Raw genomic sequence first — 20991 nt, forward strand, 5'->3', positions numbered from 1 at the left:
ATGAAACAAATTCTGAAATGGATATCTGCACCGCTGTTTTCCATCTTTCTGCTTGGAGCCGTAAGTGGGGAAGCTGATGCCGTGGTTCTCAATTATAGCTCAAGCTGCGCTGTTAATGATCGCGTGACCATCCAGATAGGAGACGAACACACATGGCTGGAACTCAGCACCGGTGGTCCGATTGATTCCCTGGCCACCGTAAGAGTGGACAACCGTGGTTTTTTCAACGTTCAACAAGGTCAATCCTCCTGCCTGATTGACCTGACAAACAACGAGCTACGGCAGTTACATCTCGACGGGGAGTATTATTGTTATGGCGCGCGAACCATTGGATCAGGCCTCGCAACCGTTGAATTAGAGCTTCATACCGGTCCGGTTCCTAATGCCCCAGGTCCATGTCATTCCCGGTCCATGTGATTGAAGAGCTTCGCTTATGAGAAGCGAGCCAAAGCCTAACACAGATTGAATACTACAGGCGGCCGCTGGCCGCGTTCCAGCTGTTTAAACTGCCATTCAACCGGCGATGCGACTTGGTGGAGAACGAAAATAGAAAAGGCCGCCCAATGGGCGGCCTTTCGATAATTTTGTGAACTGTCGCGCTTACGCGGCGGCCTTGACCCCGGCTTCGATCACGGCAGCTTCGACGTATTTCTCGAACTGCTTGAAGTTCTCCTGGAAGCGGGCACGGAGGTCCGAAGCGGTGGCGTCGTAGCCTGCCTTGTCGGACCAGCTGTTGCGCGGGTCGAGCACGTCCGACGGCACGCCCGGGCAGCTTTCCGGTATGAAGAGGCCGAAATGCGGCTCCTGTTTCACCGGCACGTCATCCAGTTTGCCGGCGAGCGCGGCGCGAACCATGGCGCGGGTGAAGGCAATCTCCATGCGGTTGGCACCGCTGCCGGCGCGGCCTCCCTGCCAGCCTGTGTTGACCAGCCAGCAGGTCGCGCCGTGCTGGGCGATGCGTTCGCGTAGCATCTCACCATACACGCTCGGATGGCGCGGCATGAAGGGGGCGCCGAAGCAGGTGGAGAAGGTCGCCTGCGGATCGTTGCCGAGGCCTTTTTCCGTCCCGGCCACACGGGCCGTGTACCCCGAGAGGAAGTGGTACATGGCCTGTTCCGGGGTCAGCTTGGAGATCGGCGGCAACACGCCGAACGCGTCCGCCGTCAGCATCATGATGTGCTTCGGGTGGGTGGCGGTGCCGGACAGGTCAGTGTTCGGAATGAAGTGGATTGGATAGCAGGACCGGCTGTTCTCGGTCAGGCTGCCGTCGTCGAAGTCGATTTCCCGGGATTCCGGGTCGTAGACCACGTTTTCCAGCACTGTGCCGAAACGCTGCGAGGCGGCGTAGATTTCCGGTTCTGCTTCTTCGGAGAGACGGATCACCTTGGCGTAGCAGCCGCCCTCGAAATTGAAGATGCCCTTGTCGGACCAGCCATGCTCGTCATCACCGAGCAGGATACGGGTGCCGTCGGAGGAGAGCGTCGTCTTGCCGGTGCCGGAGAGCCCGAAGAAAATGGCGCTGTCGCCGTTCTCCGCAACATTCGCCGAGCAATGCATCGGCATGACGCCGCTGTCCGGCAGCAGGTGGTTCAGGATGCCGAAAATCGACTTCTTGATCTCGCCCGCGTACCAGCTGCCGCCAATAACGACGAGACGTTTATCGAAATTGACCAGAATGAAGGTCTCGGAATTCAGCCCGTCCGCCTCGCCCGCCGCCTGCAGGCCGGGAGCCTGGAGCACGGTGAACTGCGGCTCGAAACCGTTGAGCTCCTTGCGCTCGGGGCGGCGGAACATGTTTTTGGCGAAGAGATTGTGCCAGGCGGTCTCGGTCACCACGCGGACCGGGAGGCGGTAATCTTCGTCGGCGCCGGCATAGCAATCGAGCACGTAGCAGTCGCGGCTCTGCATGTATCCGGCGAGGCGCCGGTGCATTTCGTCGAACAGCTCCGGCGTGCAGGGCCGATTCACCCCGCCCCAGTTGATCTGGTCATGGACCGACGGTGTGTCGACGATGAATTTATCCTTGGGAGAGCGGCCGGTATGCTTGCCTGTCTCGACCGCAAGTGCGCCGCCGGGGACGATCTGGCCCTCGTCATTGCGGATTGCATGTTCGTACAGTTCCGCCTCGGAGAGGTTCCAGTAAGCGGTTCCGAGATTGAACAGCCCGTGCTGCTCCAGATCCTGCGCGGATCGTTCCTGGCCCATGTGACTCGTTTCCTCGATCTAGCTTCTTCTAACTCGGCGCGGAATTTTTAACTCTTTTGTACGGCCCCGCTCCGCTCGGGTCGGAAATTGTTACGGGTCTGTTTCAGCGATTGCAACCGCCCGGGGGGCGGTTTTCACGAAAAAATGCCGATTAGCCCGCGTCACTCTGCCGCGCACGCTTCACCAGGGCGACGAGAGCCTTCCGGGTTTCGTCCGCATCGCGGACGGGGGCGTCATAGTCGATCCGGGCAACCTCGCCGCTGAGCCGCAGGTCGCAGCCTTCCGGATCGCAGCCCGTCATTTCCCATCCCTCACCGGCACGGCCGAGCAGGATTGAGGCATAGAGCTGGTTCGCGTCGGCGTGATCCTCGTTCATGTGGGCGACGATCCCGGCTTCAGCCTCTTCCAGTTCCGGCACCCGCTCGGACAGGATATCCGCCGCCTCGACCCAGTGGATCTTGCCGAACCCGGCGACGATATGAGCCCGCTCGACAGTCACCCGATAAAAATTGAAATCCTTGAATTCGGCAAACATGCGAGCAGATGGATGACGACGCAGGTAGCGTTCGGCCATGCGCTCGTCGTCGATCTTCTCTATCCGGCCCAGAACGGAAGCACGCGCGCCGGTCAGCGGTTCGGCGAGCCCGGCGGTGCCGTCGAAAAGCAGGCAGACACGGGGATCGGCCTTCAGGTTGGCGGTATGTTCGGCGAGATCGGATAACAACATCAGCGGGCTGCCATCCTGATCGACCGCGGCCATAACGAGAGAGCCGTAAGGCCAGCCAACCTCGTTTTCCATACCTGTAGAGAGCGTCGCTCGGTCGAGGGAGCGCATCAGGGAGCGGATATGGGCGCCGGGGGCCGGAGAAGCAGTGTTGTCAGCGCTCATCAGTCGCCTCCATCAGGACACCGTGCGAGTTACGTCACGGGATACCTTCGATCCAACGACATTTCCAGTTGAATGATCCGTTCGGGGATACCGGTTGGCCGTGGAGCAGAAGAATTGTAGCCTACTGTGTAAGCATTTTTGCGCCGTTTCCGGTTTTTGCGAGTTATTGAAATGTCCAAAGCCATCTTAATTTTTTCAGTGATTTTCGTATTCGCGGTGGCTTTGGGGGCGATCTTTCCGGCAGGTGCTGAAACCTACCGTCCGATCAACCAGCGTCCGATGTTTGGCAACATTCAGAAGACGCAGGAGATGCTGGATGCCGACGCCGCGTTCAGAGCCAGCGTCAAACAGAAGGGATACACGGACGAGCAGGCTTACGAGCATTTCGTCAAGCGCGGCTGGCAATATTTCAACTCAGGGGACCTTGGAGGAGCTGTCCGGCGCTTCAATCAAGCCTGGTTATTAATGCCGGAGAAATCGAGTGCTTATCATGGTTTCGCTTTGGCCCGGGTGGTCCAGCAGGCCCCTCTTTCGGAAATCGATCAACTGTTTGAAATAGCACTGAGCAAGGAAGACCTGAGTGCCGGGACGTTGTCTGATTATGCTCGTTTTCTGAACCTCTCGGGGCGTCCGCGTCACGCGATCACCCAAGCCGAGAGGGCCCTTGCCATGGATGGCAATGTTTATAACGCCCGAAATCAGATGGCGGCGGCCTATCTTTCGCTCGGTGAGCGAGCGCTTGGATGCGAATGGGCCCGGCGAGCCAGGTCAGCCGGTGAGTCGTATGTGCCAGAAGCAGAATTTCAGGCTACTTGCGGTGATTGAGGCTGGGCAGCAGGGAGTTTCTCCTTAAATAGGCGCGCCGCCGAGATATTGCCGCACGTATGTCACAGCTTTGCCCTAATCCGGCATCATTGAAGCAGCTGTAGAAGATTACACGTACCTCTCCGGCTGGTTCCGGCGGACGGAAACGTGCAAAATCGGGGGCGCCGTACTTCGGCGGAAAGGGTTACAGACATGAACACGATCGCACTGGTCGATGACGATCAGAATATTCTCACCTCGGTTTCCATCGCTCTAGAGGCCGAAGGCTTCGAGGTGCGGACTTTCAAGGATGGTGAGGAGGCGCTGCGCGGGCTGACCCAGCGGCCGGTGGATCTTGCCATTCTCGATATCAAGATGCCCCGTATGGATGGCATGGAGTTACTGTCGCGCTTGCGTCGCCAGAGTGCGCTTCCGGTGATCTTCCTGACCTCGAAGGATGATGAACTGGACGAGATGCTCGGTCTGAAGATGGGCGCCGACGATTACATCACCAAACCGTTCTCCCAGCGCCTGCTGATCGAGCGTATTCGCGCCCTGCTGCGTCGCCAGGAACTGGCCCAGGACGAGGCCAACCCAGCCAGCGATTCCGTGCTCGCGCGTGGCGATCTGATGATGGACGGCTCGCGCCATCTCAGCGCCTGGAAAGGTCGTCCGGTGCCGCTGACCGTGACCGAGTTCCTGATCCTGCGCTCACTCGCCACCCGGCCTGGCCACGTCAAGAACCGGGATCAGTTGATGGATGCCGCTTATGGCGATGCGGTTTATGTGGATGACCGCACCATCGACAGCCACATCAAGCGCATTCGCAAGAAATTCAAAAGCGTGGATGACGATTTCGAGCAGATCGAAACGCTGTACGGGGTCGGCTACCGGTACCGAGACCCGGCCTTGGTGGCCGCCGGCCCGGCATGAGCCTTTCCTGGGGGGATGGGCTTCGAGCAGTGTTCGGACGACGCAGCCCGGAAGGTATGACTGACAGTGCCAAGAAGGCGGAGGCGGCGGACCGTTCAGTCATGGATCGGTCGACGGGAGAGAGCCCGCGCCGCAGATCCAGAATCTCCGGGCTGACACTGCGCATCCTCGCGATCAATTTGTTCGCGGTGGCGATTCCGCTCTTTGGCCTCCTTTACATGGATCGATACCAGGACAGCCTGATCGAGGCCGAACTGGAGGCGCTGACGCGCCAGGGCAGCATTTTCGCCAAGGGTGTCGCCGCGCTTGCCGTCGAGCCTGAGTTTTCCGAAGCAACGCAACTGTCCAAGGAACTGGTGCGCCGCATGGTGCGGCATGCCTCGGACCAGTTCGGCACCCGCCTGCGCCTGTTTGCGCCGGACGGCCACCTGATGGCCGACAGCAACAGTTTTGGGCGATCGGGCGGTGTGGTGCAGATCCGGCCGCTGGCGCCGCCACGCGAGGCCGGCTTCGATCCCGGCCACTGGGCCGATACGGCGTACGATTTGCTGGTGAACTGGCTGCCCCGGCGTGGCGACTTTCCGCGTTACAAGGAAACGGCTGCCCAGCGGGCGCAAGACTACCCGGAGGCTGTCGACGCATTGCGGGGGCTCCGGGCGCAGGCCGTCAGGACAGCCCCGGATGGCGGCCTTATCCTGACTTCCGCCGTGCCCGTGCGTCGCTACAAGCAGGTGCTTGGCGCCCTGATGCTGAGTGTCGACGGACACGAGGTCGACAAGGCCATGCGGGACGTGCGATTCGGGATTTTGAGCGTGTTCGCTTTCGTCTTCGCCATCACCATTCTGTTGTCGCTCTATCTCGCGGGGACCATCACCCGGCCGGTACAGAAGCTTGCCGCTGCGGCCGAGCGCATTCGCCAAGACCGTACCAGGGAGACCGAGATCCCCGCGTTCGAAGGGCGAGACGACGAGATCGGTGATCTGGCCCGGGCAATGCGGGAAATGACAGAGGCGCTCTGGCAACGGATGGATGCCATCGACCGGTTTGCCGCCGATGTCGCGCACGAGATCAAGAACCCGCTGACCTCCGTACGCAGTGCAGTCGAGACGGCGGCGCGTGTGCAGGATCCGGAAAAACAGAAGAAGCTGATGGGGATCATTCTCGACGATGTGCAGCGCCTCGACCGGCTGATCAGCGATATCTCCGAAGCGTCCAGGCTTGATGCGGAGCTGTCCCGTTCCGGCGCGGAGACCGTCGATCTTGCGGCGATCCTGGCGATCCTTTCCGAAGTTTATGACGCTGCGGACAATAGCCAGGGAGTGCGCGTTGAAACGGCCGTGAACGGCTCGACGGACCTTCGCGTCCGGGGCAGCGAAAGCCGTCTGGTGCAGGTGATCCGCAATCTGGTCGCCAATGCGATTACCTTTTCGCCGGAAGGTGGATCGGTGCGTCTGACGGCGGGGGCGGACCCGGTGGATGGCCGCGAGGTGATCATCACGGTCGAGGATGACGGGCCCGGAATTCCCGAAAACAAGCTCGAGGCCATCTTCGACCGGTTCTATTCGGAGCGACCGACAGGCGAGAAGTTCGGCACCCATTCGGGTCTCGGGCTCAGCATATCCCGGCAGATTGTCGATGCGTCCTCCGGACGTCTCTGGGCAGAGAATCGCACGGGCGTTGATGGCTCTGTTATTGGCGCGCGGTTCGTCATACGGTTGCCCCGCGTGGTGAACTGAGGCGGGACGATCCGCGGCGGGGTTCAATGGAACTGGTATATGGCACGACGGTCGCAATCGACGGCCGCGCGGTACTGCTGCGCGGTCCGAGCGGTAGCGGAAAGTCCGATCTGGCGCTGCGTCTGATCGAGGGCGGGGCCATGCTGGTGTCAGACGATCAAACCCGGCTGATCCGGGAATCGGACCGGCTGGTGGCAAGCGCACCGGATGCGATTGCTGGCCAGCTGGAGGTCCGCGGCGTGGGTATCGTGCCCGTGGCAAATACTCGGCGGGCGCCACTCGATCTCGTCATCGACCTGGTGCCGCCCGAGCAGGTTGAACGCTTCCCGGAGGCCGGGGCCTGTACCTATCTAGAGCTCACGGTTCCTCTGCTCTCGCTTGCTCCGTTCGAGGCATCCGCCCCGGCAAAAGTCCGCCTTGCACTCACTCATTATCCGGCGAAATAATGCGGCCATCGGAAATGCGCGTTGAGGGGGAGAGTGACGTGCAGGCATCCGCTGATGCAACGGGACAACCGCTGAGGATTGTGCTGGTGACGGGCCTTTCGGGTGCCGGCCGGACGACGAGCCTGAAAGCACTGGAAGATGCCGAGTTCGAGGCGGTCGACAATTTGCCCTTGTCGCTGCTGCCGGCATTGCTGGCGCCGCGCGCCGAGCCGGACGGCGATCACCGGATTGCCGTCGGCATCGATACACGAACCCGCGATTTCACACCGCAACGTTTGACCGCTGAGATCGGCGCCTTGCGGCAGCGCAGAGATATCACGCTGACCGTGGTCTTCCTCGACTGCGATACGGACGTATTGATCCGCCGCTTTACCGAAACCCGTCGCCGCCATCCGCTGGCAGTCGACAGGCCGGTGGCGGACGGTATTCGCACCGAGCTTGAGATGCTGGCGCCGCTGCGCGAACAGGCCGATGTGACCATCGATACCTCCCGTCTCTCCACCGCCGATTTCAAGCGGGTCTTTGCCGAGCAGCTTGGTATCGCGGGCGAGGGTGGGCTTACGATCACGGTCACTTCTTTCAGCTTTCGGCGCGGCGTGCCACGCGAGGCGGACATGGTGTTCGATGTGCGTTTCCTCCGGAATCCGCATTACGACCTGGGCCTGCGGCCGCTCGACGGCCGGAACCGAGAGGTCGCGGATTACATCGCCGAAGATCCTGATTTTTCGGCCTTCTATGAGCGTCTTGAAGGGTTTCTGAAGCCGCTGATGCCGCGCTTTCAGGCCGAGGGGAAAAGTTATCTTACCATCGCGGTGGGATGTACCGGCGGACGGCACCGATCCGTATTCGTGGCGGAAAAGCTGGCGAGAGAGTTGAAGGCGGACGGCCTAGCTGTCACTTTGTTGCACCGCGATGTCGATCGCGCCGGGCAGGAATGATCTGCCGGTTAATGAGTCGGCGGGACGGAACAGTGCATAGAACACTGAAGGCAAGGGGCTAACCAGATGGACGCGGAGGCGACCGAATTGCCGATTGGCATCGTATTGGTAACGCACGGAAAACTCGCGGATGAGTTCCGTTCAGCGGTGGAACATGTTGTTGGACCACAAGAGCATCTGGCGACGGTCTGTATCGGTCCCGAGGACGATATGGAACAGCGCCGGGCCGAGATTCTGGAAAGTGTCGGGGCGGTGGATCAGGGCAGGGGGGTCATCGTACTGACCGACATGTTCGGCGGTACGCCGTCGAACCTGGCCATCTCGATCATGGAAAAGGCGCATGTGGAAGTGCTCGCGGGCGCTAATCTGCCGATGCTGATCAAGCTGGCGAGCGTTCGGAACAGCATGGATCTTGCGGCGGCGGCGAACGAGGCGCAGGAGGCGGGACGGAAATATATCCGTATCGCATCCCAGGTTCTTGCTGGTGAATGACGTAATGGGAAACCGGCCGGCGGCTTCGTCCGCAATGGAACGGGATTTGACCATCGTGAACCAGCGCGGCCTGCATGCGCGGGCGGCGGCGAAATTCGTAAAGCTGGCGGATACCTTTGCGGCGGAAATTTCCGTGACCAAGGGCGATATGACCGTCTCGGGGCGTTCGATAATGGGGCTGATGATGCTGGCCGCCGCGCCGGGCTGTTCCATCCATGTCGCTGCCGAAGGGGCGGACGCACAAGACGCGCTCGAGGCCATCGCCAAACTTGTGGACGACAAATTCGACGAAGATTGAGGATCTGACCGCCATGATAAAACGGGCATCCGAAAAAGGCGGGGAACGGATCATTGACGGGGTCGGCGTTTCCGCCGGGATCGCCATTGGCGTTGCCCATGTCGTCGAGACCGGACTCGGTCAGCTGCCGGAATACGAACTGGAAGACGCGCATGTCGAGGCCGAAGCCGAGCGGTTTCGCGCGGCTCTGGTCAAGGCGCAAAAGCAGGTCGGCAAGCTGCGGCAAAAAACGGCGAACATGCCGGAATCGGTCGCGGAGGAATTAGCCCCGCTGCTCGACGCGCATGCCGCGATGCTCGGCTCCGGCCGGGTGGGGGCGGGCACCGAGGCACTGATCCGCAAACGCAAGATCAACGCGGAAGCCGCCGTTCAGTCGGTCGTGCATGAAATCAGCGAAGCCTTTGCGGCAATGAAGGACCCTTATCTCGCGGCCCGGATCACGGATGTGCGGGATGTAGCGGGACGGATTTTGCGCAACCTCGCAGACAAGCCCTATCAAGCCTTCTCCGTCCTGCCGAAAGACGCGGTGATTATCGCGGACGAGCTCAGTCCCGCGGACACCGCGCTGCTGGACCCGAAAAGAGTGGCGGCTTTGGTGACGACGGCGGGCGGCCCGGAGGGTCATTCGGCGATCATGGCCCGGTCGATGGGGCTGCCGGCGGTTCTCGGTGTGCAGGGATTGCTCGGGAAGGTCAGGTCCGGCGAACGGGTGCTGGTTGATGGCGAGCGTGGCCGTGTCGTCGTCGCGCCGAGTGATGCGACCCTGGCGGAGTTCGAGCGGAAAGCGGAGGCTCGCAAGCGGCTGGAGCGTCAGCTCGCGCGGTTGCGGTCGCTGCCGGCGGAAAGCCGGGACGGGGAGTGCATTTCCCTGCTGGCGAACCTTGAATTGCCACGGGATGTCGAAGGGGCAATGCGGTCAGGGGCCGAAGGTGTCGGCCTGCTGCGCACCGAATTCCTGTTCATGAACCGGGACACGCTGCCAAGCGAGGACGAGCAATATGCCGTGTTGCGGGGCATCGTCGAAGGCATGGGCGGTCTGCCGGTAACGATCCGGACGCTCGATGTCGGTGGCGACAAGATTTCTTCGGCGCTCGGCGGCAAGATCGGTATTTCGCCCAATCCCGCGCTCGGGCTGCGAGGGGTCCGGCTGTCCCTTGCGGAGCCGAAACTGTTCGAAACCCAGCTTGCCGCAATCCTGCGTGCGGGCGCGCACGGCCCGGTCCGGCTGCTGCTGCCGCTGATTTCCTCAGCGGAGCAGATCCGTCAATCCAGGCGTATTCTGACAAAGGTGGTCAAACGCCTGAAGCGCAAGGGCGTGCGGATCGCCGATCCGGTCCCCCCGCTGGGCGCGATGATCGAGGTGCCGTGCGCTGCCCTGATGGCCGACAGCCTGGCCCGCGAGGTCGACTATTTCGCCATCGGGACGAACGATCTGACCAGCTATGCGCTTGCCATCGATCGCAGCGACGATGCGGTGGCCGGGCTCTACAATCCGCTGCATCCAGCGGTGTTGCGGCTGATCCAGTTCACCGTCGATGCCGGGCACAGGGCCGGTATCCCGGTCAGCATCTGCGGCGAGATCGCGGGCGACCCGCGCTATACGCCGTTGCTTACAGGGCTCGGCGTACGGGAGCTGTCGATGTCCTCGCACAGCATTCCGCGTGTGAAGCAGAGGGTGCGTGCGCTCGACACTGGTGCGGCGACGCGCCGGGCGCTGGCGATCATGGATCAGGGCGATGAGGGCCGGATCTCCGCGCTGCTGGACGATTTCAACGACAGTCTCTAGTCTGCGCCAATTCCCTTCCTGCTCCTTCGGGTGAGCCCCATGACTTTCGTCTTGAATGCCGATGTGCTCAGCGCAATCGAACCGCCGATTGCCGAGTCCCAGACCTGGATTGCCGGCCGGACCTTTCCGGCGGAAAAGCCGCTGCTGGACCTGTCCCAGGCCGTGCCGAGCTATCCGCCGGCAAAAGAGCTGACGGATCACGTTGCCGCCCGCGCGGCCGATTTCGAGACTGCTCAATATTCCATGATCCGCGGCGTGGTGGAGCTTCGTCAGGAACTGGCGGACCACGTCGCGACCCGCTATGGCGGTGTAATCGGGCCGGAGAACGTGCTGATTTCGGCTGGTTGCAACCAGGCCTTCTGCATGGCCGTTCTCGCCATTGCGCGGGCCGGCGATGCCGTGATGCTGCCAGTGCCTTATTACTTCAATCACCAGATGTGGCTGGAAATGCAGGGGATCGATCCGATCCATCTGCCGTTCCGTTTCGACCGGGCCGGTGTGCCTGACCCGGAAGAGGCCCGCAAGATGCTGACCGACAAGACCAAAGCCATCGTGCTGGTCTCGCCGAACAACCCGACCGGCGCCGTCTATCCGCCAGAAGTCATCGCCGAATTCCGCGATCTCGCCGCCGAACGCGGCATCGCGTTGATCCTGGATGAGACCTACCGGGATTTTCTGGAAGACGAGAACGGCCCGCCGCATGACCTGTTCCGGGACGAGAAGTGGGGTGAGACGCTGATCCAACTCTACAGCTTCTCCAAGACTTTCAGTCTGACCGGCTACCGCGCGGGTTCCGTGATGGCCGGGGCGAAAACCATCGATGCGGTCACCAAGATCATGGACACGATCCAGATCTGCACGCCGCGTATCTCGCAATATGCCGCGCTTTACGGGCTGCGCCATGTCTGGCCGTGGGTTGCTGAGAAGCGGGATATGCTGAAGGGGCGCAAGGAAGCGCTGGAGGCGGCTTTCCGGTCAAACGATCTCGGCTACGAGCTGGTTTCCGCCGGTGCCTATTTCTCCTATGTCCGGCATCCATTCGAGGATCTGAGCGCGAAGCAGGTGGCCCGCAAGCTGGCGGACGAGCAGAATATCCTGTGCCTGCCGGGCAGCTTCTTCGGGCCCGGTCAAGAGCGCTTTCTGCGCCTGGCTTTCGCCAACGCCAAAGCAGAAGACATGCCGGAGCTGGCGAAACGCCTGCGGGCGAGTCTCGTTGCATGACCGGAACCCGGCCCTATGATCCGGCACGCGATGATCTCGCCGAGATTGTCACTCTGGTTCATCGCGCCTTCGCGCAGTACAGGGGCAAGCTTGAGCCTGAAAGTGGGGCGCTGACGGAAACGGTCGACAGTCTGAGCAAACGGCTGGAAAAGAACCGGCTGTTTCTGGCTGAGGATGACGGCAGGATCAGCGGCGCCGTCTTCGCCACGCAAAAAGGAGACGCTGTTTATCTCGACCGGCTGGCCGTCGATCCCGACGTGCGCTGCCGCGGCATTGCCCGCCGGCTGATCGAGACGGTCGAGGCCCATGCGCGCGAGACCGGCGCCGCCCGGATCACCCTCGGCGTCCGCCTCGTCCTGCAGCACAATATCGAGTATTTCCAGCGCTGGGGCTTTGTCGAAACGGGCCGTCAGACCCATGCAGGCTTCGACGCCCCGACCTCGATGGATATGGAAAAGCGGCTCTGACACTCCCATAGCGACAGGCATTGAAGTGCATGATGATTGAAAAATCGTCAATTGGCGCTTATATTATCGTCAAATGACGATTGATGGAGATGCATGCCATGGTCGCGCTTGATGTCTATATGAGCCCTGAAAATCTTCCGGGCACAGAAGCCGCACGGGTCGGGAAATTGCTGGGTTTGAAAGAGTCCGCTTCCTTGGATGACATCCTGCTGGCGGACCATGTGGCATCTGGACTGGACGTGTCGGCGGCCGAGGCTCTTGGCACTCTTCTTGGCCGAGCCAGCATAGTCGGCCCGCTCATCCCGGAAGCGACACTGCGCCGGGCGAAAAAACAGCGCAAAGTGCTTTCGCGGGAAATGAGCGAGCGGCTCTATGAGGTTTCGCGTGTCATTGATGCCGCGAGCCGGCTCTATCGCGGTGACATGCCGGCAATCTCCCGGTTCCTCAATCGACCCCATCCCCTGTTGCATGGCCGCGCGCCACTCGATCTCGCGCGATCCAGCTCGGCGGGGGCGGATGCCGTCATCAATCTGTTGCGGCGTGCGGAGTCCGGTTTCGCGGTATGACTGCCTTGCGGACACTGCCGGCACAATTGACCGGTTACAGGATCGGCGATCCGGACGGCGAGTTCCCGATTTGGGATGACGGCGGAGCCCGGCAAGCGTTCGGCCGCTGGCACGAGGCCGGCTCAGGGGTGATTTATGCCTCGGAGCATTACTCGACCGCGATGCTGGAAAAGCTGGTGCATTTTGGCGGCGAGTTGCCGGGTAATCAGCATTTCATCGAAATCACGCTCCCGGCGGGACTCTCCTACGAGGTGGTGAATCCGGATCTTCTCGATGGGTGGGCGGATATTTCCGGCATTGCCGCGCGGGAATACGGCCGGAAATGGTATGCGGAGAAACGCTCCGCAATCCTGATTGTCCCTTCGGCTGTCGCGCGTATGGAGCGCAATTTCGTCTTCCATACGGGACATGCCGATTTCGTGCGGGTTGATGTCGGACTGGAAACGCCGGTCTGGTGGGACGACCGGCTATTCGCGCGCTGAGCCCAAACGGCTCATGATTATCCGTGCTTCTGAATAAACGCTGACAGCCGTCGTCCCGCTTCATCCAGTGTCTCGTCCGAGGCGCCGAAGCTGAGGCGGAGGTGCCCCGCCAGCATGTCGCCGAAGCCCTCGCCCGGGAGCAGGGCGAGCTTCTGTTCTTCCAGCAGTTTCCATGCGAAATCGGTGGTGTCCATGCCGGTCTCGCGGATATCGAGCATCAGGAACATGCCGGCATCGGGTTTGCGGACCTTCACTTTCGGCACGGCGGACAGCGCGTCGCAGACCCGGTCGCGGCGGTGCCGGTAGAGATCGCGAATGCGGTCCACGGTGTCGACCGCGTCGTCCAGCGCAGTCATGGCAGCTTCCTGGATAAAGGGCGGTGAGCCGAACAGCATTGAGCTCATGACCTGTTCGACCGCGTTGATGGTAGCCGGATCGGCGACGATCCAGCCCAGCCGCCAGCCGGTCATCGCATGGCCCTTGGAGAAGCTGTAGACCGACAGTGTGCGATCCTTCATGCCGTCGATCAGGCGTGGGCAGAAATGCGGCTGCTCGTAGGTCATGGAGCAATAGACCTCGTCGGAAATCAGCCACAGATCGTGCTCGATGCAGATCCGGGCGATCTCTTCCATGGTCTCGCGCGGCCAGACGGCGCCGGTCGGGTTATTCGGCGAGTTGATCACTATCGCCTTGGTTTCCGGGCGCAGGGCGGCACGGATATCGGCCGGATCCGGAACAAAGCTGTTCTCGGGGAGCAGCGGCACCTGGCTCAACGATGCGCCGCGGGCGATCAGCGCGCCTTGATAGGTGACATACATCGGATCGAAGGCGATGACGTGATCGCCCGGATTGAGCGTCACCAGCCCGGACGTAAAGACGCCGCACTGGGCGCCTGGAATGACGGCGACATTCTCCGCCGTGACCGTCTCGCCGATCCGTGCGCTGTGGTAGGCGGCAAGCTTTTCCCGCAGTGCAAGGAAGCCGATGCTTGCGGTGTAATGATGTTTGCCGTCCCGCAGCGCGCTGACCGCTGTCTCAACGATGCGCTCGTCGGTGGTGAAATCGTGATCGCCCACCGACAGCACGATGACGTCCGTCTCGCCTGCCCGATAACGCTTGCGGGCCTCGGTGTGAATTGCCCAGGCATCGTCGGCGTCGCTTCCGCCCATGGCGGCGATATAGGAGGAATGGTGGGGCATCAAAAAGTCTTTCAGCAGGCAACGGGGCGGCCAGATAAGGCGGGCCGGGTTGCGCTGTCAATGCCACCTCTTGTCCTTTGCCTGCTTGCCCCTATTTTCCCGGACTGATATAGCCCAGTGCGACCGGGTACCGGCAGTGACGCCGGATAGAAAAAGTGCAAGGAGCTGCCGCATGGCTGACGCCGCTTTCACCGACTACAAAGTTGCCGATATTTCGCTCGCCGAATGGGGCCGCCGCGAAATCGCGATCGCCGAAACCGAAATGCCGGGCCTGATGGCGCTGCGCGAGGAAAATGCCGGCAAGAAGCCGCTGGCCGGCGCGCGTATCACCGGTTGCCTGCACATGACCATCCAGACGGCCGTGCTGATCGAGACCCTTGTCGATCTCGGCGCCGACATCCGCTGGAGCTCCTGCAACATCTTCTCCACTCAGGACCAGGCCGCAGCCGCTATTGCGGCCGCCGGCATCCCGGTCTTTGCCTGGAAGGGCGAGACCGAGGAAGAGTACGAGTGGTGCCTGCGCCAGACCATCAAGGGTCCGGACGGCTGGGCTCCGAACATGTTGCTGGATGACGGCGGCGATCTGACGATCATGATGCACGAGGATTATCCGGAGTTGATGGACGATGTCCGCGGCGTGTCGGAAGAGACCACGACCGGCGTGCACCGCCTCTATGAGATGGCGAAGGCGGGAACGCTCAAGGTTCCGGCGATCAACGTCAATGACAGTGTCACCAAGTCCAAGTTCGACAACCTTTATGGCTGCCGCGAAAGCCTGACCGACGGCATTCGCCGGGCAACCGACGTCATGCTGTCGGGCAAGGTCGCGGTCGTCGCCGGTTACGGCGATGTCGGCAAGGGCTCGGCCGCCAGCCTGCGCAACGGCGGTGCCCGGGTGCTGGTCACCGAGATCGACCCGATCTGCGCCCTGCAGGCGGCGATGGAAGGCTACGAAGTCGTGACGATGGAAGAGGCCGCGCCGCGTGGCGACATCTTCGTCACCGCGACCGGCAACAAGGACATCCTCACGATGGACCATATGCGGGTCATGAAGGACCGCGCCATCGTCTGCAACATCGGCCATTTCGATAACGAAATTCAGGTCGAGCCGCTGCGTAACCTGACCTGGCACAATGTGAAGCCGCAGGTTGACGAAGTCGAATTCCCGGATGGCAAGCGGATCATCCTGCTGGCCGAAGGCCGCCTGGTTAACCTCGGCTGCGCCACCGGCCACCCGAGCTTCGTGATGAGCGCCTCCTTTACCAACCAGACGCTCGCGCAGATAGAACTCTGGAACAATGCCGGCGAATACGAAAAGCAGGTTTACGTGCTGCCGAAGAAACTGGACGAGAAGGTTGCCGCTCTGCACCTGAAGAAGGTCGGCGCGATGCTTTCCCAGCTCTCCAAAGAGCAGGCTTCCTATATCGGCGTGACGCAGGAAGGCCCGTTCAAGCCCGAGGCCTACCGCTACTAAAAACAGCATGCACGCGGCGGCGGCACTTGATCCGCCGCCGCGTTCCCTTATTTAAAGCCATACGCAAACACGCACATGAGGGCGGGGCATGCGGTGGCTTTTTTTAGGACTGATCGGCGGCGCTCTATTGGCTTCAAAAGCCGATGCACGCGAGCTTGATCTCTCCTATACGATCTATTTCGGCGGCTTCTCCGTCGCCGCGTTCGATTCAAAAATCGCAGTCGACCGCTCGGCCTACCGGGTCACGACCAACGCCCGTTCCCTCGGCATCCTCGACTTCTTCTTTCCGATCGAGGTGACCAGCGAAGGCACTGGTCTGGTGACAGGCAGTGGCATTAAACCCGAGACATATCGCAGCAATGGAACTTTTGACGGCAAGCCTCGCCGCATAACGCTCACGGCCCGTGACGGTGCGGCGCCGTCAGTCTCCATGCACCCGCCGCGCGATCCGGAAAAGCGGGATGCGGTGCCGGAAGATCTGCAACTGGGCACGATCGATCCCTATGCGGCCGTTGTCTCGCTGGCTCTGACGTCCAAGGTCAATCCATGCCAGGAAGAATTGCGGGTCTTCAATGGCCGCACCCGGACGGATTTCCGTTTGTCCCACGCTGGCTCAGATGTTTTGAAGAAGACGGACTACAGCGTTTTCGACGGCCGGGCTGAACGGTGCGAGGTGGCATACGAGACGCTGGCCGGAGGGTACAAGAAGCCCTGGTTCGGCGAGGACAAGACAGATGCCGTGACACGGCTCTGGGTCGCCCGGCTGACGGAAGACGGCTCCTGGATACCGGTGCGCCTGGAATCGGAAGGGCCTTTCGGCATGATCGTCGGCCATATCACCGGAGCGTCGGAGCGCCTCGATCTGGCCGAGCGGGTCTTGCTGAAACCCTAGCAAGACCTCACACGGTATGAGCCTGCCCGTCTACTTCAGGAGCAGGGAGTGCCGGATACCGAGCCAGATGGTGGCGAGCCCGGCGCTGATGATGCTGGTCAGCACCATCAGCCGGACACCGACGCCGATTTTCTCCGATAGATTCCGCTGATGGCGCAGGTAGGCAAAATCGTGCTGCGCCTGGATCACCCGCTCCGGCGAGGTGACGTCGAGGCCGAGTTCAGTCAGCGTCGCCCGCACCACGCGGCGGGCATCGTCCTGGTCCATGGGGCACTCCCTTTACCGACCTAGCGGTCTCTCGTAAGCATGGCGATCAGGCTGGCGAGGGCGATGCCGAGGGCCCCGATCGCCTCGCCGATCTCCGGCTCCAGAGACACTCCGGTGGCGGTGAGAAATCCTGTCAGGCCGATCCAGGTGCTTCGTTCACCCAAACGGTCCAGTAGCCAGCTTGTGTTGAAGGTCATCACTTTGTCTCCTGAGGATTGGTTTCGGGTGGGGTGGTACAGCTATCCAGCGCGGGATCGATCTCCCCGGCATCCCGCAACCGTGCCCGGACTGCGGGGGATAGGGCGCAATATCCGTCGTGCACGGCGCGGATGGCGGCGAGGGCATTGGTTCTGCGGATTTCAATCTCCGCAGCGGCATTGGGGTCCGCACATCCCGGCACTGCCGTCAGCAGACTCACGACAGCCAGCATCGATCTGACATGCATAGGCAACTCCTCATCTTGTGGGAAAATCGAATAGGCGGCGCCTGTGGAACTACGGGCTCTCTTCCGCTTCCCAGAGCCGGAGCTGGTTGCCCCAGACCTCGGCGGTGACACGGGTCACAACGCCCGGCGCCTGGCCTGCATAGTTCGGGATCCCGCCGATGCGTTTGACTCCACCTGCGCTGCCGCCGAGGGTCCATGACGGCACGAACCCTCCGGCGCCGCCCTGGGTGATGAGAAATCTTCGCGTGTATTCGAAGCCGAGGCCGAGTGCCGCGAAATCGAAACCGACATTTCCGGTCAGGGTGACGGCAAGCGCATTCCAGCGTGCCGCATCGATGGACACTGTCCCGGTGCCGATTTCTCCGAGGTCTTCGATGCTCATCCGGGTGCCGCGCAGGTTCCCGTCGGCCAGCGCATAGCCCTGAAGATTCAGGCCCATGGTCTTGATCTCGCCGGTTGCCCGGTTGATCTCCAAAGGCCGGCCTGTCCAGGCACCGCTATTGTCGAAGGTGTGCAGGAAGATCAGGCTGCCGCCTGCCGTATCCGACAGGGGGGTATCGTCGAGGCCGAAATCCAGATGCGGCAGATCATCCCGCATCATCCGGAGGTTAAGATATTGGCCGGGCGGGGCGTTCAGGGCCGGAGAATGGCCGTCGATCTTCAGGGCTCCGGTTATTGTCCCGCCCGCGCGTTCGAGGAAGGCGGTGAAGAGCGGGTAGCTCAGCACCCAGTCGCTCCGTTCGGTAGCGCCTTCGGCAAAGCTGACCTCCATGGTCAGGGCCGTGCCATCGAGCGTTGTGATCGTGCCGGCCATGAGGTGCGTCGCCTCGCTTGCACTGGTGACCCGCAACACCTGTCCGGTCTTCCAGCCGGGCGGCGGAGTGGCCAGCAGGGTGAAGGTGACGGGGCCGGTCGCGGGGGTGAGCGGGGAAGCGGAAAGCCCGGCCATGCCCTTCAGCACAGCGGTTTCCTCGGCAACCGCGCGGACGATGGCGGGGAAGCCGGATTCTTCCTCGGCGTAGGCGTTGCCGTCCAGATTGGCGTCGGTGAAAGTGCGGTCGCCGATGGTCACGGACCAAGTCATCAGTACAGCTCCTCTATGACGAATTCCTTGGAATAGCGCGCGTTGAAATCGTTCACGATCGGGGTGGTCTCAGCGATCCGGCCATAGACCGTGCGCCGATGCAGGTGGGCGGTGTCGTCCGGATCGACCATCGCCAGGATGTCGCCGCCGGTGCCTTTCAGCCGTTCCAGCTCGTAGGCGTTGGCCAGCATCTCGTCGATATCCAGATGTTCAATCCGGAAGCGCAGGCGGCGGTATTTCGGTTTGCCGTCGAAATAGGCCTGACCGCCGCGCGACTTGACGATCCGGCTTTCGTCCACCTGCTCGATGCTCCAGCCATATTGCAGGTTCACGCTGGGCGTCCATGCCGGTGCCAGCAAGGCGCGTCCCGCTTGCAGATAGCCGGCGGGATTGTCCGGGTCCTCGAGATCCACGCGTACATAACGCACGCGCCGCGCCGCGGGCAGGATGGCGTAGGACCCGATGCCGTAAGTCTCCGCCGTCGCGGTATCGAGATGGCCGCCCCATTGGAATTCACCCCAGTGCCCGGTGCCGAACGGCACCACGCGGGGCCAGATCGGCACGGCGCCGGTGTCGAGTTCCGGTTGTTCCAGTGAGGTATTGAACAGCCGTACCCGCCAGGTGCCGCGTTGGCTCAGATTGTGGTTCAGAATACCGGCGAAACTGACGGGACGCTGTGCGCCGAAATCCACCTCGAACCAGGATGACGCCGGATCGGTGTCGGTGGACCGGGCGACCCGGCTCGGATGCGGGTGGGCGAGATTGTCCAGCGGCAGACCGCTGCTCCAGTCCCCGCCGGAAAGGGCCGCCGCGTCCAGATAGTTCCGGTAGACGATCAGCATGTTGCTCATCGGTTGCTATCCCCAGAGGGTGAGTTCGGCTTCGTCGAAAGCGCTGTCTTCGGACAGTCCGGCCAGCACCAGATTGCGTCCCCCGGTCAGCCCGTGGCGGGGATAGGTGATCCGGATGGTGCTGCCGAGGGTGAGGCTGTAGGGCCGGGTTTTTACCCGGACCCTGAAGAGGTCGCGCGCCGTGCCGAAAAGGGCGAGGCGCCGGGCCGCTTCCGTGGCAGCGTCCGGTTCTGTTGCCAGCAATCCGTCTTTCTGAATGTCGCCGGCGAGTTTGTGCCGGATCTGGATGGCCGGGTCCGAGGAGTCCGCATAGCGGTGGGACTCAGCCAGATCGCTCCGCGCTTCCGCACCGAGACCGGCCGCGCTTTCCCCGTCCGAAAGCGGGCGCCAATAGCGGGCGTAACCGAGTTTCTGGCGCCAGAGGGGCAAGGCGGACGGCTCGCGTTCAAGGCTGACGATGGCGCTGTCGTCGAAACTTTCCGTCGCGGTTTCCGCCGGTTCCGTCAGCCTGCCGACGGTGAACTGTCCCTGCCGGTCGAAACCGAAATGGGCACCGATACTGTCCGCAAGACTGTCGAGAGCGGACAGCATGCCGGTCTCCTGTCCGGCGAAGAAACCGGTGGCCATGGGGGCGGCGAGGGTAAGGTCCGCGAAAGCCGTCCAGTCGATGAGCGTCAGCCCGGAGGCACGCATGGCGATACGCAGCATCAGGCTGGCCGCGTCTTCGGCATAGGCGCCGCCCGTCGCATCGCCATGAACATGGGCCGTGACCGGACCGTTCGGCGCGCTGCCAAGCCGGAAGGTGCCGGCGACGAGGTCCACGGCATAATGCGACGGCGCCGGAGGTTCAGTCCCGGCGGTCAAGGCCAGACCGCTGTCGAATACGGCGTCGATCCCGGAGATCTGGCCGTCATGCACCTGATAGGTCAGGGCGGCGGCATCCACCAGCACCGCCGGTACATGGAAGCAGCGCCCATAGCACAGCGGCTTCGGGCGGCCTTTCAGTCCGGCATCACCCTCGCTTCCGCCCGTGCCCAGATAGAGGGTCTGCTGCAACGGCCGCTCGAACAGCACCTGCAGATCGCGGAGATGCAGGCGGATCCGGTCGTCATCGAATTCGATACGCTCTGCTGTGCCGTCGAACACAGCTCGGTAGTCGGCGAGGCGGAACCGGTCGCCGCCGAGCAGAAGCCGGACCCGGCGGCCATCGAACGCGAAGCTGCGCCAATCATCGAGTGCGCCATCCGCATTGTTGATGTCGAGCGTGCCGAAGCCCGGCACCGACCGGCCCTCAAGCTGACCGCTGCGATAGAGGTGGCGTTCGAAACTGATGGCGGAGAGCAACCGGGCGTCGAAATACTGGTTGCCCGGCACCTCGTCCGGTTCCGTGGTGAAGCCGTGGTCGCTCAGGTAGAGCGGAACAGTGGTTTCGGTCTCCGGGTCATACGGCTCCAGGATGGCCAGATAACGCCGGATCGAAAAGGGATCGGCGATCAACGCGTCATAGAGGGACATG

At 62.1% G+C, this 20991-nt stretch carries 24 protein-coding genes; 15 read left to right on the forward strand and 9 right to left on the reverse strand.

Annotation, left to right across the window (positions count from 1 at the left end):
• Window positions 1-417, forward strand: coding sequence for a hypothetical protein (locus K328_RS26815; protein ID WP_156901534.1), 417 nt, complete (start codon window positions 1-3; stop codon window positions 415-417).
• A 183-nt stretch (window positions 418-600) separates the two neighbouring features.
• Here the strand turns inward: K328_RS26815 and K328_RS0120710 are convergent, their stop codons facing one another.
• Window positions 601-2205: a phosphoenolpyruvate carboxykinase gene (locus K328_RS0120710; protein ID WP_028467596.1), complete on the reverse strand. Its 1605-nt coding sequence runs from the start codon at window positions 2203-2205 to the stop codon at window positions 601-603.
• A 151-nt stretch (window positions 2206-2356) separates the two neighbouring features.
• Window positions 2357-3094, reverse strand: coding sequence for a HugZ family pyridoxamine 5'-phosphate oxidase (locus K328_RS0120715; RefSeq protein WP_036555282.1), 738 nt, complete (start codon window positions 3092-3094; stop codon window positions 2357-2359).
• 171 nt (window positions 3095-3265) lie between these two features.
• On the opposite strand from K328_RS0120715, the gene K328_RS0120720 reads away from it, so the two are divergent.
• The 12 genes from K328_RS0120720 to K328_RS0120775 all read left to right on the forward strand — a co-directional run bounded on the left by K328_RS0120720 (window position 3266) and on the right by K328_RS0120775 (window position 13263).
• On the forward strand, window positions 3266-3919 hold the full coding sequence (locus tag K328_RS0120720) for a tetratricopeptide repeat protein (protein WP_028467598.1): 654 nt from the start codon (window positions 3266-3268) through the stop codon (window positions 3917-3919).
• A gap of 192 nt (window positions 3920-4111) precedes the next feature.
• Entirely contained in the window at window positions 4112-4831 is a 720-nt protein-coding gene (locus K328_RS0120725) for a response regulator transcription factor (RefSeq protein ID WP_028467599.1), read from the forward strand.
• Between the two features lie 56 nt (window positions 4832-4887).
• Window positions 4888-6567 carry a stimulus-sensing domain-containing protein gene (locus tag K328_RS0120730; RefSeq protein WP_245577618.1) on the forward strand — a complete coding sequence of 560 codons (1680 nt, stop codon included), beginning with the start codon at window positions 4888-4890 and terminating at the stop codon, window positions 6565-6567.
• A gap of 26 nt (window positions 6568-6593) precedes the next feature.
• Complete coding sequence (locus tag K328_RS0120735; protein ID WP_028467601.1) at window positions 6594-7013, forward strand: HPr kinase/phosphorylase; 420 nt, start codon at window positions 6594-6596, stop codon at window positions 7011-7013.
• Window positions 7014-7051: 38 nt separating this feature from the next.
• Window positions 7052-7951 carry an RNase adapter RapZ gene (gene rapZ, locus K328_RS0120740; RefSeq protein WP_245577620.1) on the forward strand — a complete coding sequence of 300 codons (900 nt, stop codon included), beginning with the start codon at window positions 7052-7054 and terminating at the stop codon, window positions 7949-7951.
• Between the two features lie 66 nt (window positions 7952-8017).
• Window positions 8018-8443: a PTS sugar transporter subunit IIA gene (locus tag K328_RS0120745; RefSeq protein ID WP_028467603.1), complete on the forward strand. Its 426-nt coding sequence runs from the start codon at window positions 8018-8020 to the stop codon at window positions 8441-8443.
• Window positions 8444-8477: 34 nt separating this feature from the next.
• Window positions 8478-8741, forward strand: coding sequence for an HPr family phosphocarrier protein (locus tag K328_RS0120750; RefSeq protein WP_342665358.1), 264 nt, complete (start codon window positions 8478-8480; stop codon window positions 8739-8741).
• Between the two features lie 13 nt (window positions 8742-8754).
• Window positions 8755-10527, forward strand: coding sequence for a phosphoenolpyruvate--protein phosphotransferase (gene ptsP / locus K328_RS0120755; RefSeq protein WP_028467605.1), 1773 nt, complete (start codon window positions 8755-8757; stop codon window positions 10525-10527).
• Window positions 10528-10566: 39 nt separating this feature from the next.
• Entirely contained in the window at window positions 10567-11748 is a 1182-nt protein-coding gene (locus tag K328_RS0120760) for an aminotransferase (RefSeq protein WP_028467606.1), read from the forward strand.
• Window positions 11745-12215: a GNAT family N-acetyltransferase gene (locus K328_RS0120765; protein WP_028467607.1), complete on the forward strand. Its 471-nt coding sequence runs from the start codon at window positions 11745-11747 to the stop codon at window positions 12213-12215. The genes K328_RS0120760 and K328_RS0120765 overlap by 4 nt, the downstream gene beginning before the upstream one ends.
• 98 nt (window positions 12216-12313) lie before the next feature.
• Entirely contained in the window at window positions 12314-12781 is a 468-nt protein-coding gene (locus K328_RS26160) for an antitoxin Xre/MbcA/ParS toxin-binding domain-containing protein (protein WP_051285320.1), read from the forward strand.
• Window positions 12778-13263 (forward strand): RES family NAD+ phosphorylase, encoded by a 486-nt coding sequence (locus K328_RS0120775; protein WP_028467608.1) that lies wholly within the window; start codon window positions 12778-12780, stop codon window positions 13261-13263. Before K328_RS26160 ends, K328_RS0120775 begins: the two co-directional genes overlap by 4 nt.
• A gap of 17 nt (window positions 13264-13280) precedes the next feature.
• Here K328_RS0120775 and K328_RS0120780 read toward each other — a convergent pair whose 3' ends face one another.
• The gene (locus K328_RS0120780) at window positions 13281-14462 is read right to left on the reverse strand and encodes a pyridoxal phosphate-dependent aminotransferase (RefSeq protein ID WP_051285322.1); all 1182 of its coding nucleotides are present in this window, start codon (window positions 14460-14462) and stop codon (window positions 13281-13283) included.
• A 172-nt stretch (window positions 14463-14634) separates the two neighbouring features.
• Between K328_RS0120780 and ahcY the strand changes: the two genes are divergently transcribed.
• A complete protein-coding gene (gene ahcY, locus K328_RS0120785) occupies window positions 14635-15936 on the forward strand; it encodes an adenosylhomocysteinase (protein WP_028467610.1) in 1302 nt (433 codons plus the stop codon).
• An 88-nt stretch (window positions 15937-16024) separates the two neighbouring features.
• Entirely contained in the window at window positions 16025-16828 is an 804-nt protein-coding gene (locus K328_RS0120790; protein WP_028467611.1) for a DUF3108 domain-containing protein, read from the forward strand.
• A gap of 30 nt (window positions 16829-16858) precedes the next feature.
• Here the strand turns inward: K328_RS0120790 and K328_RS0120795 are convergent, their stop codons facing one another.
• The 6 genes from K328_RS0120795 to K328_RS0120820 are packed head-to-tail and all read right to left on the reverse strand — an operon-like array spanning window position 16859 to window position 20990.
• Window positions 16859-17095 carry a hypothetical protein gene (locus K328_RS0120795; RefSeq protein ID WP_028467612.1) on the reverse strand — a complete coding sequence of 79 codons (237 nt, stop codon included), beginning with the start codon at window positions 17093-17095 and terminating at the stop codon, window positions 16859-16861.
• 20 nt (window positions 17096-17115) lie between these two features.
• Entirely contained in the window at window positions 17116-17292 is a 177-nt protein-coding gene (locus K328_RS26890; protein ID WP_169721253.1) for a hypothetical protein, read from the reverse strand.
• Window positions 17292-17540 (reverse strand): hypothetical protein, encoded by a 249-nt coding sequence (locus tag K328_RS0120805; RefSeq protein WP_028467614.1) that lies wholly within the window; start codon window positions 17538-17540, stop codon window positions 17292-17294. The genes K328_RS26890 and K328_RS0120805 overlap by 1 nt, the downstream gene beginning before the upstream one ends.
• Before the next feature lie 49 nt (window positions 17541-17589).
• Window positions 17590-18624, reverse strand: coding sequence for a hypothetical protein (locus K328_RS0120810; protein ID WP_028467615.1), 1035 nt, complete (start codon window positions 18622-18624; stop codon window positions 17590-17592).
• Window positions 18624-19475 (reverse strand): hypothetical protein, encoded by an 852-nt coding sequence (locus K328_RS0120815; RefSeq protein WP_028467616.1) that lies wholly within the window; start codon window positions 19473-19475, stop codon window positions 18624-18626. Before K328_RS0120815 ends, K328_RS0120810 begins: the two co-directional genes overlap by 1 nt.
• Before the next feature lie 6 nt (window positions 19476-19481).
• Window positions 19482-20990 (reverse strand): hypothetical protein, encoded by a 1509-nt coding sequence (locus K328_RS0120820; protein ID WP_028467617.1) that lies wholly within the window; start codon window positions 20988-20990, stop codon window positions 19482-19484.
• Between the last annotated feature and the right edge of the window lies 1 nt (window position 20991).

The organism is Nisaea denitrificans DSM 18348, assembly GCF_000426505.1.
Taxonomy (GTDB): domain Bacteria; phylum Pseudomonadota; class Alphaproteobacteria; order Thalassobaculales; family Thalassobaculaceae; genus Nisaea; species Nisaea denitrificans.

Bases quoted from the DNA above. Each gene is read 5' to 3' on its own strand.
- K328_RS26815 (WP_156901534.1), top strand. From the start codon at position 1: ATGAAACAAATTCTGAAATGGATATCTGCACCGCTGTTTTCCATCTTT.
- K328_RS0120760 (WP_028467606.1), top strand. From the start codon at position 10,567: ATGACTTTCGTCTTGAATGCCGATGTGCTCAGCGCAATCGAACCGCCG.
- K328_RS26160 (WP_051285320.1), top strand. From the start codon at position 12,314: ATGGTCGCGCTTGATGTCTATATGAGCCCTGAAAATCTTCCGGGCACA.
- K328_RS0120820 (WP_028467617.1), bottom strand. From the start codon at position 20,990: ATGTCCCTCTATGACGCGTTGATCGCCGATCCCTTTTCGATCCGGCGT.
- ahcY (WP_028467610.1), top strand. From the start codon at position 14,635: ATGGCTGACGCCGCTTTCACCGACTACAAAGTTGCCGATATTTCGCTC.
- K328_RS0120750 (WP_342665358.1), top strand. From the start codon at position 8,478: ATGGAACGGGATTTGACCATCGTGAACCAGCGCGGCCTGCATGCGCGG.
- K328_RS0120715 (WP_036555282.1), bottom strand. From the start codon at position 3,094: ATGAGCGCTGACAACACTGCTTCTCCGGCCCCCGGCGCCCATATCCGC.
- K328_RS0120805 (WP_028467614.1), bottom strand. From the start codon at position 17,540: ATGCATGTCAGATCGATGCTGGCTGTCGTGAGTCTGCTGACGGCAGTG.
- K328_RS0120780 (WP_051285322.1), bottom strand. From the start codon at position 14,462: ATGCCCCACCATTCCTCCTATATCGCCGCCATGGGCGGAAGCGACGCC.
- K328_RS0120795 (WP_028467612.1), bottom strand. From the start codon at position 17,095: ATGGACCAGGACGATGCCCGCCGCGTGGTGCGGGCGACGCTGACTGAA.
- K328_RS0120745 (WP_028467603.1), top strand. From the start codon at position 8,018: ATGGACGCGGAGGCGACCGAATTGCCGATTGGCATCGTATTGGTAACG.
- K328_RS0120730 (WP_245577618.1), top strand. From the start codon at position 4,888: ATGACTGACAGTGCCAAGAAGGCGGAGGCGGCGGACCGTTCAGTCATG.
- K328_RS0120735 (WP_028467601.1), top strand. From the start codon at position 6,594: ATGGAACTGGTATATGGCACGACGGTCGCAATCGACGGCCGCGCGGTA.
- K328_RS0120815 (WP_028467616.1), bottom strand. From the start codon at position 19,475: ATGAGCAACATGCTGATCGTCTACCGGAACTATCTGGACGCGGCGGCC.
- K328_RS26890 (WP_169721253.1), bottom strand. From the start codon at position 17,292: ATGACCTTCAACACAAGCTGGCTACTGGACCGTTTGGGTGAACGAAGC.
- K328_RS0120765 (WP_028467607.1), top strand. From the start codon at position 11,745: ATGACCGGAACCCGGCCCTATGATCCGGCACGCGATGATCTCGCCGAG.
- K328_RS0120725 (WP_028467599.1), top strand. From the start codon at position 4,112: ATGAACACGATCGCACTGGTCGATGACGATCAGAATATTCTCACCTCG.
- K328_RS0120775 (WP_028467608.1), top strand. From the start codon at position 12,778: ATGACTGCCTTGCGGACACTGCCGGCACAATTGACCGGTTACAGGATC.
- ptsP (WP_028467605.1), top strand. From the start codon at position 8,755: ATGATAAAACGGGCATCCGAAAAAGGCGGGGAACGGATCATTGACGGG.
- K328_RS0120710 (WP_028467596.1), bottom strand. From the start codon at position 2,205: ATGGGCCAGGAACGATCCGCGCAGGATCTGGAGCAGCACGGGCTGTTC.
- K328_RS0120790 (WP_028467611.1), top strand. From the start codon at position 16,025: ATGCGGTGGCTTTTTTTAGGACTGATCGGCGGCGCTCTATTGGCTTCA.
- K328_RS0120720 (WP_028467598.1), top strand. From the start codon at position 3,266: ATGTCCAAAGCCATCTTAATTTTTTCAGTGATTTTCGTATTCGCGGTG.
- K328_RS0120810 (WP_028467615.1), bottom strand. From the start codon at position 18,624: ATGACTTGGTCCGTGACCATCGGCGACCGCACTTTCACCGACGCCAAT.